The 12,177-nt window shown below is 48.1% G+C and carries 12 protein-coding genes and 1 riboswitch; of the genes, 7 read left to right on the forward strand and 5 right to left on the reverse strand.

The genetic code is table 11. From position 1 onward, the window contains the following. Window positions 1-164 precede the first annotated feature (164 nt). Window positions 165-1,379 carry a tetratricopeptide repeat protein gene (locus HFV01_RS28155; protein WP_193520642.1) on the reverse strand — a complete coding sequence of 405 codons (1,215 nt, stop codon included), beginning with the start codon at window positions 1,377-1,379 and terminating at the stop codon, window positions 165-167. 175 nt (window positions 1,380-1,554) lie between these two features. On the opposite strand from HFV01_RS28155, the gene HFV01_RS28160 reads away from it, so the two are divergent. Continuing rightward, complete coding sequence (locus tag HFV01_RS28160; protein WP_006622554.1) at window positions 1,555-2,166, forward strand: L-threonylcarbamoyladenylate synthase; 612 nt, start codon at window positions 1,555-1,557, stop codon at window positions 2,164-2,166. Window positions 2,167-2,248: 82 nt separating this feature from the next. Then, window positions 2,249-3,214 carry a sensor histidine kinase gene (locus tag HFV01_RS28165; RefSeq protein WP_006669399.1) on the forward strand — a complete coding sequence of 322 codons (966 nt, stop codon included), beginning with the start codon at window positions 2,249-2,251 and terminating at the stop codon, window positions 3,212-3,214. A 71-nt stretch (window positions 3,215-3,285) separates the two neighbouring features. Here the strand turns inward: HFV01_RS28165 and HFV01_RS28170 are convergent, their stop codons facing one another. After that, window positions 3,286-4,170: a 4-hydroxybenzoate solanesyltransferase gene (locus HFV01_RS28170; protein WP_193520643.1), complete on the reverse strand. Its 885-nt coding sequence runs from the start codon at window positions 4,168-4,170 to the stop codon at window positions 3,286-3,288. Window positions 4,171-4,569: 399 nt separating this feature from the next. On the opposite strand from HFV01_RS28170, the gene HFV01_RS28175 reads away from it, so the two are divergent. Together HFV01_RS28175 and HFV01_RS28180 are read left to right on the forward strand one after the other, a co-directional pair. Continuing rightward, window positions 4,570-5,682 (forward strand): tetratricopeptide repeat protein, encoded by a 1,113-nt coding sequence (locus HFV01_RS28175; protein WP_006669398.1) that lies wholly within the window; start codon window positions 4,570-4,572, stop codon window positions 5,680-5,682. Between the two features lie 163 nt (window positions 5,683-5,845). Continuing rightward, complete coding sequence (locus tag HFV01_RS28180) at window positions 5,846-6,472, forward strand: L,D-transpeptidase (RefSeq protein WP_006622558.1); 627 nt, start codon at window positions 5,846-5,848, stop codon at window positions 6,470-6,472. Between the two features lie 114 nt (window positions 6,473-6,586). Here the strand turns inward: HFV01_RS28180 and HFV01_RS28185 are convergent, their stop codons facing one another. Then, entirely contained in the window at window positions 6,587-6,706 is a 120-nt protein-coding gene (locus tag HFV01_RS28185; RefSeq protein WP_006618995.1) for a photosystem II protein Y, read from the reverse strand. 315 nt (window positions 6,707-7,021) lie between these two features. Between HFV01_RS28185 and rbfA the strand changes: the two genes are divergently transcribed. The 3 genes from rbfA to HFV01_RS28200 all read left to right on the forward strand — a co-directional run bounded on the left by rbfA (window position 7,022) and on the right by HFV01_RS28200 (window position 9,690). Further along, on the forward strand, window positions 7,022-7,435 hold the full coding sequence (gene rbfA / locus HFV01_RS28190; protein WP_008056353.1) for a 30S ribosome-binding factor RbfA: 414 nt from the start codon (window positions 7,022-7,024) through the stop codon (window positions 7,433-7,435). Window positions 7,436-7,460: 25 nt separating this feature from the next. Then, entirely contained in the window at window positions 7,461-9,035 is a 1,575-nt protein-coding gene (locus tag HFV01_RS28195) for a glycoside hydrolase family 3 N-terminal domain-containing protein (RefSeq protein ID WP_006622560.1), read from the forward strand. Between the two features lie 430 nt (window positions 9,036-9,465). Further along, window positions 9,466-9,690 (forward strand): DUF4327 family protein, encoded by a 225-nt coding sequence (locus tag HFV01_RS28200; protein ID WP_006669395.1) that lies wholly within the window; start codon window positions 9,466-9,468, stop codon window positions 9,688-9,690. A 288-nt stretch (window positions 9,691-9,978) separates the two neighbouring features. Here HFV01_RS28200 and thiC read toward each other — a convergent pair whose 3' ends face one another. Then, complete coding sequence (gene thiC, locus HFV01_RS28205) at window positions 9,979-11,364, reverse strand: phosphomethylpyrimidine synthase (protein ID WP_006622561.1); 1,386 nt, start codon at window positions 11,362-11,364, stop codon at window positions 9,979-9,981. A 9-nt stretch (window positions 11,365-11,373) separates the two neighbouring features. Beyond that, window positions 11,374-11,470, reverse strand: a riboswitch (TPP riboswitch). A 132-nt stretch (window positions 11,471-11,602) separates the two neighbouring features. Beyond that, the gene (locus HFV01_RS28210; RefSeq protein WP_006622562.1) at window positions 11,603-11,953 is read right to left on the reverse strand and encodes an Hsp20/alpha crystallin family protein; all 351 of its coding nucleotides are present in this window, start codon (window positions 11,951-11,953) and stop codon (window positions 11,603-11,605) included. Window positions 11,954-12,177: the final 224 nt, after the last annotated feature.

Raw genomic sequence — 12,177 nt, forward strand, 5'->3', positions numbered from 1 at the left:
GGGAAAAAGGGGGTTTTTGATGGTATAATTGGCGGGAGGTAAATATCAGTAGGGTGCGTGATAACCGGGATTTATGGGGGGAATATAAACACCATTTCCTCGGACGCACGGCGACTAATTACTGACCATCAATTACTAGGAATAAAGGGGGTTTCCGGGTGTGATTATCGGCGGCGGGAACGACTCCGGGAACCAGACCGACTCCCGGAACTAGACCGACTCCGGGTAACTGTAGAAGGAAGACTTCTATAGTTGGCTTTGACCCGCCTTTGGCGATAAAGAATAATTGTCTCGGGTTCTTCGGGTTCCATTTCTTCTGCTACCATTGAGGATGAGGTGGCTGATTGTTCGGTTTCCACGGGGTCTACTTCCAAGGTGGCGCGGATATCTCGGGCGAGATTAAATGCCAATTGCTTGAGGGCGGGTTCTTGGCTGTGGTTCAATAATTCGGCAGCTTTGCTGAAGTCGGCGGCGGCTTTTTCCAGGTGGTCGAGTTGATAATGAATTAACCCCCTATCTAAGTAGGCATTCGCTCGATTTGGGTCTAGGTCGATCGCTTTATTGTAATCGGTCAAAGCCTCTTCAAACCTCCCTAATTGCAGGTATTCTTCCCCGCGAAAATAGTATGGTTCAGGGCTTGACGAATTCACCCGAATTGCTGTAGTATAATTGGAGAGGGCTGATTGGTGGCTGTCCATGGCTGCGTAGGCAAAACCTCGATTTAGGTAAGCCTCCATCAGGGCGGGATTCAGTTCTACAGCCTGACTGAGAGTGACGATCGCAGCACTATAATTCCCGGCTTGGATTTTCTCCATGCCCCGATTGTTCAATTCTACCGCCTGGTGCGATCGCATGACATATTGGCTCACCACCGCCAGATTGTCCCGATATTCTTTCAGTTTCCCCTGGGCTTCTGCAAAGGTGGAGGAGTGCTGGGGGATGCTTTCCAATTGGGCGATCGTCTGCTGCCATTTGCGTTGCGCCTCTTCCCAAACCGCAGGGGGGTGGGGGGGGTTCTGCACGAGTTGCGAGGCGGACATGGCTCGCGTGATGGCTTCCTGGTAATTTTGGCGGGCTTTTTGTTCGGGTTCCAGCTTTTGTTGAACAACCTGTAACTGGGAACGTAAAAAAGTCAGTTCTTCCAACTCGGACTGTCTGGGAAATTTCGGGGCATTTTCTAGGCGTGCGATCGCCCCTTGTAGGTGGTCATGAGCGGCAGAAAGACTATCGTAACCGGAGAGGGTTTCCACCGCCCCCACGGAGTCTGTCAACAGTCGGGCTTGTGCGATCGCCTCCTGCTGCTGTTGTTTCACCCAGACCCCTGCACCCGCGACGATGGCGATCGCGATCGATACACCCAAAACAGTTCGGTTTGCCATGATATGATACCCCTACTATATGTCAATCCTACCATATCGGTTGTCCAGTAAGTCCCACCCCGAAATTGGGTAGAAAATCGACCGCCATTAATGATGGGGAAATCATGATTAATTGGATATATGATGGATTTGGTGCGTCAGTGACCCGACGAATCTTACCCAACTATCATCAATAATGGCTAAAGTCTCCCAAGAAGAACTAATTAAAGCAGCGATCGCAGGGGTTGCCGTGATCACCTTTCCCACAGACACAGTACCCGCCTTAGCAGCCCGTCCAGACAAGGCTGAAGCCATTTTTCAGACCAAACAACGCCCCCCCGATAAACCATTAATTTTGATGGGGGCTACAGCCGAAAGTCTATGGCAGTTTGTAGATAGCCTAGCCTGGGAATTAGAATGCTGGCAGCAAATCGCCCGTCAGTATTGGCCAGGAGCCTTAACCCTAGTGTTACCAGCATCTTCAGCAGTTCCCCCAGCCGTTAATCCCACCGATCCAACCACCATTGGTTTACGGGTTCCTAAGTGTGAAATTGCCCTAGAAATCCTCAAACGTACTGGCCCACTGGCTACCACTAGCGCTAATCTTTCGGGACAACCACCCCTATTAACCACGGCTGATATAGATAGGCAGTTTCCAGAAGTTCTGACCTTAAAGGACGCTCCCCCAGAGTCAGGGTCTGCCATTCCCTCAACAGTAGTGCGGTGGACAAAAAACGGAGATTGGGAAATACTGAGGAGGGGTGGGGTAGAGTTTGTCAGCCCCTTGCCCAAATCCAGATTTAAATAGCATATATCAACCAGCCAGAGTATGTCACAATTCAAGGGGGAGTGCTGTTGTTAGACTGATCTCAACTAATCGTGACAAACTCATGGGCTGGAATGAATTTATCTATTTGGGTGCAGGGCTGGGACTGGGTTGGTGGCTAGGTCAGCGCCAACTTTCCGGGGGGGGAATGAAACTCATGACCCCAAAACCGCCTTTGGCGAAAACTTCCCGATCGCCATTACCAGAGTCGGGGACCGGAGAATTGGATGCTATTAGCGATCCACAGGTGGCAGCCTTAGCCGAAAAATTGCAGCAGACGCGATTGGCTTATCATTTAGCCGTAGAAATGGCTCAGTTTAAGGCGGGTTTTTTAGCCCGTACCTCCCACGAGTTGCGATCGCCCCTAAATAGCATCATCGGCTTTTTACAGTTAATCCTTGCCGACCTATGCGAAAATCCACAAGAGGAAAGGGATTTTATCCAACAAGCCCATGATGCCACCCTGCGGATGATAGCGTTAATGGATGAGGTGATTATGGTGGCTAAAACCGAATATGGTAGCCAACAGATGAACCTGCAACCCCTGAAACTGGCTGAAATGTTGGCGGAGGTGGAACAACTCACCCACTTACAAGCGGCTAACCGCAGCATCCGCCTATCAATTATTCCCCCCGATCCGCAGGTATATGTAATTGGCGATCGCCCTCGCCTCAAGCAAGTTTTACTCAGTCTGGTCGATGGTGCGATCGCTGGGATGGAGTCTGGGAAGGTCCAAGTTTCCACCCACGTCGCCTCAGAGTCTGGCTATGTTCACATTTGGATTGATGACCAACGCCCCATCAGCGCCTGGAGTGAGTCCTGGGATTTACTCGAGTCTACCCTAAAATCCCCAGCCAGCAACAGCACCAACATTGACCCAACTGATATAGCCCTTTCGCCGGGGATGCGTCTATTAATGAATCAGACCCTATTGGGGTTGATGAATGGGCGCTTAGACGTGGTAGCAGTGCCGCCAGATTCAGAAAACAGAAATTTCACCCGCACTCAATGTTCCCTTCCCCTGGGCTGATTTTTAGCAATTACAGCTTAATGCGATCGCGATCGTTGGCGGGGGGGATGGGCTATCGGTGATTGAGGGACTCAACTGAGAAGAGTGCCGCCAATCATACCAGCCAGCAAAATCCAACCGATGATCACATTATCACGGAACATTTTGCCGTAAATCTCCCGAGAAATCTCTGGGTTTCGCAGTTGCCAATACTGACGCGCCCATAGAATCACCACTATAGCTAAAGCCAGCCAAGAAACAGGGTGCAGGTGCATTTGTAAGTCTACCCCCAACATCAAAGCCGCTGTACCCAGGAAAAATAAACCCACCGCATTCGGTGCAAAGTCCCCAAAAAATAGGGCGCTGGAGTTGATGCCCAATCGGCGATCGTCTTCGCGATCGCTCATAGCATAAACCGTATCAAACCCCAAGGTCCATAATACCGTCGCCCCCCATAGTAAACCCGTAGAGGCTTCTAGGCTACCATTGGCAGCACTCCAGCTAATTAAAACCGCAAATCCCCAGGCGATCGACAAAACCAATTGAGGGACTGGAAACACCCGTTTAGCTAAGGGATAGCAGATAATCACCGGAACCGCCGCCACAGACAACCAGAAACTGAGGGGATTAAGATATAGCGCCAACCCGAAAGCACAAGCAAACGCCACCAACCCCACCACAACACCAGTTTTAATCGTGAGGGCGCGACTCGCCAAGGGACGGTTACGGGTTCTTTCCACTTCCGGGTCAATGTTTCTATCCCATAAATCATTGACCACACAGCCAGCCGCACTGGTGGCTAGGCTACCAAAGACAATCACCAAAATCAGAGTTAAAGGCGGGGTTCCCCCTGTCGCTAAAAATATCGCCCAGAGGGCTGGAATCATTAAGATTAACCGTCCCGCTGGCTTATCCCACCGCAGCAGACGGACAACACTTAGCCAGGTAGGTTGTGGTTGATTCGCTTCTGTCACCATTATTATTTAAACCGCTCCAAAGCCAATTTTAATTAACATCGGGTAAATATTCCCTATCAAAAAATATAATTGCAGCCTTGAGGGTTGTCTCGGCTTGGCTACAGACCCCGAACTTGATGCGATCGCCTTTTGAGATATGTTGAGTATTTGTTCCGGATTTCTCCGTGTTCCAGTGCTTTATTTGTTCAGGCGGCTTGCTGACTGACTGTCCTCGTTTTCCGCCCTTTAGCTGACTTCATTCTGGCGGGGTGCGCGGATCTTCAGAGCTAATTAAGAATTATTCTTGCATATTGGGCGACTGATGGTATAAAAAAGAAGACTCGCTCTCGTTTTTTCCCTCACTGGGGGTCAAGTGGGGTCGGTCCAATCGCTTATTCATACTCACACTGATAATAAACCGTGTTCAAGACAACTAAACTACTGGTTAGCAATGTTTTACTGGCGATCGCTGCCACTGTGTTTGTAGTTCCTGCCGTGGCACAACCTCCCCAGATTTTAGCTCAAGCCACCTCCCAGGCGAACATCAATCAACTTAATGACCTGCTCCAAAAGGGGCGAGATCTCGTTAATAGTGGCAATATGGATGAAGCCCTCAATGTTTACCTTCAAGCCGTCCAGCTAGACAGCAGTGATGCTAAAATATATTCGGCTCTCGCCTATGTACAGGCCTTGCGGGGAGACTTTGAGGCGGCTGCTAAATTTTATCGGGACGCTATTACCCTCGATCCTCAAAATGCAGATTTTTACTACGGTTTGGGTTATACCCTAGCCCGGTTGCAAGACTACCCAGCAGCAGCACAAGCCTATCGGCGCGCTACCCAATTACAGAGAGATAACATTAATGCTCACCTGGGGTTAGCAGCCAGTTTATTTAGACAGCAAGACTATAGGGGAGCCATTCAAGCCTATCAAGCCGCCCTGGCTTTGGAACCTAATAGCTGGGAAGCTAACGCATCTATGGGAATGGCTTGGTTAAGACAAGGAAATGCTTCCCAATCTCTACAATTTCTACAACAGGCGATGGAGTTGGCTCCTAATCAGCCTAATATTTATCTGAAACTGGGTATAGCTTATTTGGAACAAGGCGATCGCACCGCCGCCCTCGATGCTTTTCAAGAGGCGGCGCGACTGTCTCCTTTTAATGGTGAAATTCAGTTCCAAATTGGGGAAATATTCCGCCTTCAAGAGAATTTTGAGGGTGCGATGCAAGCCTATCAACAAGCCTTAGCTATGGAACCGGATCTAGTGGCAGCTAATATGGCGATCGGTGAAATTCAGCTAAGATTAAGAGACTATATTGGTGCGATCGTCAGTTTCCGACGCGCCGCCGATCGCTTTGCTGACCAACCATCAGTTCACTATTATTTAGGTCTAGCCCTGAAAGAACGCGGAGGTCGAGAACCCCAGGCGATCGCCTCCTTTAGAAAAGCCCGCGAACTCTATGAGAAACAAGGCGATCGTGAAGGTGTCAGACAAGCCGAAGCCGCCTTGAGAGAACTCGAAGCTAATTAACTGGAATTCCCAACCCAGGTAGGAGCCTAAGCGTCCCTACCTGTTGTATATGGTTGACTAATTCTGAGCTAATTAGTTATGATCATCCCATGGGATCGGAACCGAACAATGATTGCCACGGTCAAATGTAATAATTAGTTTTAGTTTTTGGTGAGGAAGCATCATGGGTAAACTGAATAATCTTCAACAGCTATCCGAAAAAGTAGCACTAGCCAGCCTAGGAATTGGGATGTTGCTAGTGGGAGGACAACAGCCTTTAATGGCATCAAGTCCAACTGCTGAACCAACCCTTTCTGCTAGTGGTTCAGCACCGCGTATTTATCCTTACCAAAGTCTTTTGAATCCTGATGTACCTCCCCTCGATGACCCTTCCAAATTTTTACCCCTCGGAGAACAACAAGCACAACTAAAATTAGTTCTCCGTTTGGGAGAACGTCGGGTTTATGTATATCGAGGTGAGAGTCAAATAGCAAGCTATCCCGTAGCCGTAGGAAAACCCGGTTGGGAGACTCCCACCGGAACTTTCCAAGTTACTGAAAAAGTCGAAAATCCTCAGTGGCAAAATCCCTGGACAGGAGAAGTGCGCCCCGCCGGACCAAATAGCGCCCTAGGTTTGCGCTGGATTGGATTTTGGCATGATGGCAAGGATGCGATAGGATTTCATGGAACCCCGACAGTCAACTCCATTGGACAGGCGGCTTCTCATGGTTGCGTTCGGATGCGGAATGAGGATATAGTGGCGCTATTTGAAAAGGTGGAAATGGGGACTGTGGTTATGGTGCTTCCCTAGGCTAGTTTCGGGATCTTCCCTAGTTCCGGCAGCGGGTTGCTACTCCAAACGGAAACCGACCGCCCCCCAGGGGGAAGTCGGTAAGAGTTAGGATCAACAATGGAACTGTGGGATTTATTTTTTCATAAAGGCTTGGGCTTGACTGATCGCCGCACTACCGATTTTAAACAAAGCCCAGCCGCCAGCAACGATCAACGGTAACAAAACCACAACAATCCGAAGATCCAAATCCATTTGCTCTCCTCCTGAATTTTTAAAGAAATCTTTATATTCCTATTTGTACCGCATTTTTGCCAATGCCTCAAGGGGTTAGCCAGTAATTATCATTTTAGTCAAAACCTGTTCCAGTCCACAAAGCCCTGTTTGACATCCTCAGATCTCAAACGATCGCCTTCTCCGTCGCAATTGATAGAACTGATGTAAACTTAGATTTAGGCATAATTTCAGAATCAGACCACCAGGAGTTGATCCCAGAGGAGACTAATGCCTCGAAAATTGCCTGATTCTGTCGATGTGCATAATTGATCTATGCTTGAGGGGGTAATGGTCATGGCTACAGATCGTCGCGTTTCCCGCGTGGCTTCACTGATTAAACGGGAGGTTAGCCAAGTATTGCTCTACGACATCAAAGACGATCGCGTGGGAATTGGAATGGTCAGTATTACCGAAGTTGAAGTGTCCGGGGATTTGCAACACGCTAAAATTTTTGTGAGTATCTATGGGACCGAAGAAGCACGCCGCTCAACTATGGAAGGGTTGCGATCGGCAACTGGCTATATTCGTTCCCATTTAGGAAAGCATATCCGTTTACGACGTACTCCAGAAGTGGTGTTTCTCGAAGATCGTTCCCTTGAACGTGGGGATAAAATTATTGAGCTGTTAAATCAGATTTCTCACGAACACAAAAACTCAGATACAGCCGGGGATACCACTCAGGAAGATGACCCGGAAGCACAACAGTAACTCACGCAAAGGTAATTCATAATCAATGAGTGTACTCTCGTCCCAGGTGGCTCAAATGGTGGTCGTGCGTGCTAGTGGTCATCTGTTTGACCACCAAATTCGCTATCCGGCTTGGGAACCGGGACGCGATCGCCTCCAATACTGGTTACAGGAATTAGGGGTCGGTGGAGTCATTTTTGTTGATGGTAGCGCGGCGGAAATGGCTGCTAGAACTAAATTGCTTCAGTCCTGGGCGAAAGTCCCCCTATTTTTGGCTGCGGATATTGAGGAGGGAGTAGGACAGCGTTTTGCTGGGGCGACTTGGTTTCCACCACCAATGGCTTTGGGGTCGATCGCTAATCATAACCTAAGTCTGGCTGAGGATTATGCGGAAAAAATGGGGGCTATTACCGCCTCGGAGGCTCTGGCTATAGGCTTAAATTGGGTTCTGGGTCCGGTGGTGGATGTTAATAACAATCCTGATAATCCCGTGATTAATGTGCGCTCTTTTGGGGATAATCCAGAAACCGTTAGTAATTTAGCCAGCGCCTTTATCCGGGGTTGTCAAAAATACCCCGTCCTAACTACGGCGAAGCATTTTCCCGGTCATGGAGATACAGCCGTAGATTCCCATATTGAGTTACCAATGTTACCTCATTCGGCGGAGAGGTTGGCAAGGGTTGAGTTACCCCCCTTTCAAAGGGCGATCGCTGCTGGGGTTGATAGTGTCATGAGCGCTCACTTATTGATTCCGGCTTGGGATAGGGAACTACCTGCTACCTTATCCCCGAAAATTTTGACCGAAAAATTGCGACAGGAATTGTGCTTTGACGGGTTGATTGTTACTGATGCTTTGGTCATGGGGGCGATCGCCCGTGGTTACAGTTTAGCGAGTAGCTCCGTATTGGCAGTAAAGGCCGGGGCTGATATCCTATTAATGCCTGAAGATCCCGAAGTCACTATTCGCGCCATAGTACAAGCCGTCGAAAATGGTGAGATTTCCCCAGAAAGGATAGCTGCTTCTTGCGATCGCATCAATAAAGCCAAGGAGAAAATTTCTACCCGTCAGGTTTCTGACCTAAATTTGGATTCTTTATCGACTCCAATCGCTGTTGAAACTGTAAGTTTGATTTTGCAACAGTCCCAGGTTAGCCCCCGGTTAGACCTTCAGCCCCCCATAGCGCCACCAAACAATCTACAACCAGCCGAGTGGCGGAATTTGGTGATTGTCGATGATTTGCTTTCCTGTCGGTTTCTGGGACATCATACCCCGGCGATCGCTTATCCCGCCAAATTGGGCTGGAAATTACAACTTATCGATCGCAATAGTGGGACCAACCCAGCCGCCGAAACCGGATTTTCCCCCACTTTGCTACAGTTATTTATTCGCGGTAATCCTTTTGGCTGGACTGCTGGATTAACTGAAATAGCCAGGGTTTGGTTTAAAAAATTGTTAAAAACTGGGGAACTCAAGGCACTGGCGATTTATGGTAGTCCGTATACTCTCCAAGAGTTTTTGCCCGAAATTCCCGATGATGTGCCATTCGTGTTTTCATACGGCCAAATTCCCCCAGCCCAGGCGATCGCCTTAGAAAGTCTCTTCCCGTGCGTCAAAGCATAAAGCGTATCCTTTCCCCAATGGTTGATCCCGTGCGTGTGCACCCCACGCACATAATGAAAAATCTGTGCCATACTAAAACCGGGAAAACTAAATCAATGGTTTTTCCCGATTCCATAGACTCTTGTTTATAGAATGTGTAGTTTTGGACTAATGGGCGCACTGGCTATCCTGTGGGTTATGGCTTCCGTAACCCACTAACCAGTATCATCTCCTAGGTCAGACAACTTGCTGATTTAATCAAGTCCACCGTCAAAACTGCCCAGAGTCCCCCAAATCCGGGAGATTAGTCGTTTTGATTATATTTATCAAAGTTTCCAGGTAAATTGTATTCACTTATACTGAAAAAAAACCCTTCCCTAAATCTCGATTTTGGATTATATTGATACCAATGCCAAAAATAATCAGGCAAGCAACCCCATGAGGGCGAAATATGACTTACACCACCGTTCAATACTCACTTGACGTCATTAAAGACGAAGTACGCAATCTCCTACATAAAGGTATGATCAGCCGTCAGCAGCCGATCTATACATTGTGCCAGTACATTCCAGCTAGGGAGTGGGCTTGCATCGAGTACGAACTGGAGGCGTTTAACTTCCTCCTGCGTGACCGCATAGGCGATCTGGTTGGCCGTGAAAAGTGGGACAACGACTAAGGTTTAACTAGCTTTCGGGTACAATGTTAGAAATTTACGTCACAGTCCGACCTGGGACTGAAAGTTGGGGCTCCCAGCCCTGCCCTACTGGGGCGACTTTAAATAAAAGATATAACCAGTGGGTGGTTTGACCGAAATTCCAAACCGCCCAGTTAGCAAGCGATTTTAAGATCCAATCCGGTTCAGGATAAATAAACCCAGACCGCCAATATAATCCCAAGGCGGAACAGGTTGGTTTACCCTAACCCGTAGCAGAGACAAGTCATGGCTTGTCTCTGCTATCATTGACTAGCGGGCTACAGCAGTTTTCTTAGCGTCTTCTGAGGCTAGGAATTTCTCCAACTCTGTTAATGCTTCCGCGTCTACCTTAGTTTGCATGGGGCAGAATTTCGGACCGCACATAGAGCAAAACTCAGCAGTTTTGTAGATGTCCGCCGGGAGAGTTTCGTCGTGATACTCGCGGGCGCGTTCAGGGTCTAGGGATAATTCAAACTGCTTGTTCCAGTCGAAATTATAACGGGCTGCGGACAATTCATCATCGCGATCGCGCGCCCCTGGACGATGGCGGGCGATATCTGCTGCATGAGCGGCAATTTTATAGGCAATCAAGCCATTACGGACATCCTCAGCATCAGGGAGTCCTAAATGTTCTTTAGGTGTCACATAACAGAGCATAGCAGTTCCATACCATCCCGCCATAGCCGCACCAATAGCAGACGTAATATGGTCATAACCGGGCGCAATATCTGTCACCAAAGGACCCAACACATAGAAAGGCGCTTCGGAACACTCTTCCATTTGTTTTTTAACGTTAAACTCAATTTGATCCATTGGCACATGACCAGGACCTTCTACCATCACCTGCACATCATGTTCCCAGGCGCGGCGAGTTAACTGTCCCAAGGTTTTCAATTCAGCCAGTTGTGCTTCGTCTGATGCGTCATGGGTACAACCGGGACGCAAGGAATCCCCCAAACTAAAAGAGACATCATATTTTTTGAAGATTTCGATAATGTCATCAAAATGAGTATAGAGGGGATTTTGCTTATGGTGATGGAGCATCCACCGGGCAATAATACCACCGCCACGAGACACAATTCCGGTAATCCGGTTACGGACTAAGGGCAGATATTGAATGAGAATGCCAGCATGGATAGTCATATAATCGACTCCCTGCTGGGCGTGTTTCTCAATGATATGCAGAAAGTCGTCTGCAGTGAGTTTCTCAATGCTACCGTGAACGCTTTCTAAGGCTTGATAAATGGGTACTGTACCAATGGGAACCGGGGAAGCGTTAATGACGGCGGTGCGAATAGCATCGAGGTTTCCTCCACCTGTAGACAGGTCCATAACCGTGTCTGCGCCATATTTAACGGCTAATTTCAGCTTGTCTACTTCTTCTTCGAGGCTGGAAGAGTTGGGGGATGCGCCGATATTGGCGTTGACTTTACATTTAGAGGCAATGCCAATACACATTGGCTCTAGGTTGGTATGATTGATATTAGCGGGAATAATCATCCGACCCCGTGCAACTTCCTCGCGAATTAAATCAGGGCTTAGATTTTCGCGGGTGGCGACGTAGTGCATTTCCTCGGTGATGATTCCCTGGCGGGCATAGTGCATTTGAGATACATTAGCCTGTCCACGTCGGTTGGCAACCCATTGAGATCGCATAAGTATTTCCTCTGTTAGTTACAGCTTCCCTACGCCGGTACTAGCCGGACTCAGGTTCCAAGGGTGTCTCTCAGCCTGGACTTCGCAGGCACCCCTAGCTTGATGAATGTTTAGTTGATGATGTTAGCACTTATGTTGAGATTTGATCTAGGGTCTGTTAACAATTATTTATGTATTTTTCTGTAGAGTGCATCAGATTTGGCTATGGTCTGACGCACTCTAGGGGACTTCTGAAGGACTAGAGGATTTTGGTTAGGGTAAGGTTGAGAATGCCATTATTGTAGTCTACTTGAACGCGATCGCGACAGACGCTTTGAGGGAGAGCGATCAGTTGACGAAAGGGAACTTGGGAATTATTAAGGGTTCCCGAAATGATGGCAGCTTCTCCGGTGATGAGAATGTCTAAATCATCTTCACATAAATCGGGAATGGTCATGTTGATCATCAGGTGATCGGGGCTGTCTTTAATGGCGATGATGGGTTGGAAATTACTGCCGCCATTGATGAGTTCATCTTCGCCATAAACTTGTTCGATGTTACGGCTAATTTCGGCAGATTTTTTAAATGTGTGTGAGAAGTCGATGACCATGGTTACAATTCCTAAAACGCGGTTTTATCTTCAGAAAACAGGATTTTTTGAGGTTGAAATACAGGGTTAAAAACCATAATTTCGGATGCGGAAATTTCGGATTTTTAAAGTTTTTTGTCAACCGGATTTAACTGTTGTTAAACACCAAGTAAATCGGCATCTGGAATAGGGGGCTGTTTCTGCCAAAATCCTGTATCCCCACGAGGCTCTTTGAGAACCTGCCG

The organism is Limnospira fusiformis SAG 85.79 (assembly GCF_012516315.1).
GTDB classification, from domain to species: Bacteria; Cyanobacteriota; Cyanobacteriia; order Cyanobacteriales; family Microcoleaceae; genus Limnospira; species Limnospira fusiformis.

Bases quoted from the DNA above. Each gene is read 5' to 3' on its own strand.
- HFV01_RS28195 (WP_006622560.1), top strand. From the start codon at position 7,461: ATGAGTGTACTCTCGTCCCAGGTGGCTCAAATGGTGGTCGTGCGTGCT.
- thiC (WP_006622561.1), bottom strand. From the start codon at position 11,364: ATGCGATCTCAATGGGTTGCCAACCGACGTGGACAGGCTAATGTATCT.
- rbfA (WP_008056353.1), top strand. From the start codon at position 7,022: ATGGCTACAGATCGTCGCGTTTCCCGCGTGGCTTCACTGATTAAACGG.
- HFV01_RS28180 (WP_006622558.1), top strand. From the start codon at position 5,846: ATGGGTAAACTGAATAATCTTCAACAGCTATCCGAAAAAGTAGCACTA.
- HFV01_RS28210 (WP_006622562.1), bottom strand. From the start codon at position 11,953: ATGGTCATCGACTTCTCACACACATTTAAAAAATCTGCCGAAATTAGC.
- HFV01_RS28200 (WP_006669395.1), top strand. From the start codon at position 9,466: ATGACTTACACCACCGTTCAATACTCACTTGACGTCATTAAAGACGAA.
- HFV01_RS28155 (WP_193520642.1), bottom strand. From the start codon at position 1,379: ATGGCAAACCGAACTGTTTTGGGTGTATCGATCGCGATCGCCATCGTC.
- HFV01_RS28185 (WP_006618995.1), bottom strand. From the start codon at position 6,706: ATGGATTTGGATCTTCGGATTGTTGTGGTTTTGTTACCGTTGATCGTT.
- HFV01_RS28170 (WP_193520643.1), bottom strand. From the start codon at position 4,170: ATGGTGACAGAAGCGAATCAACCACAACCTACCTGGCTAAGTGTTGTC.
- HFV01_RS28160 (WP_006622554.1), top strand. From the start codon at position 1,555: ATGGCTAAAGTCTCCCAAGAAGAACTAATTAAAGCAGCGATCGCAGGG.
- HFV01_RS28165 (WP_006669399.1), top strand. From the start codon at position 2,249: ATGGGCTGGAATGAATTTATCTATTTGGGTGCAGGGCTGGGACTGGGT.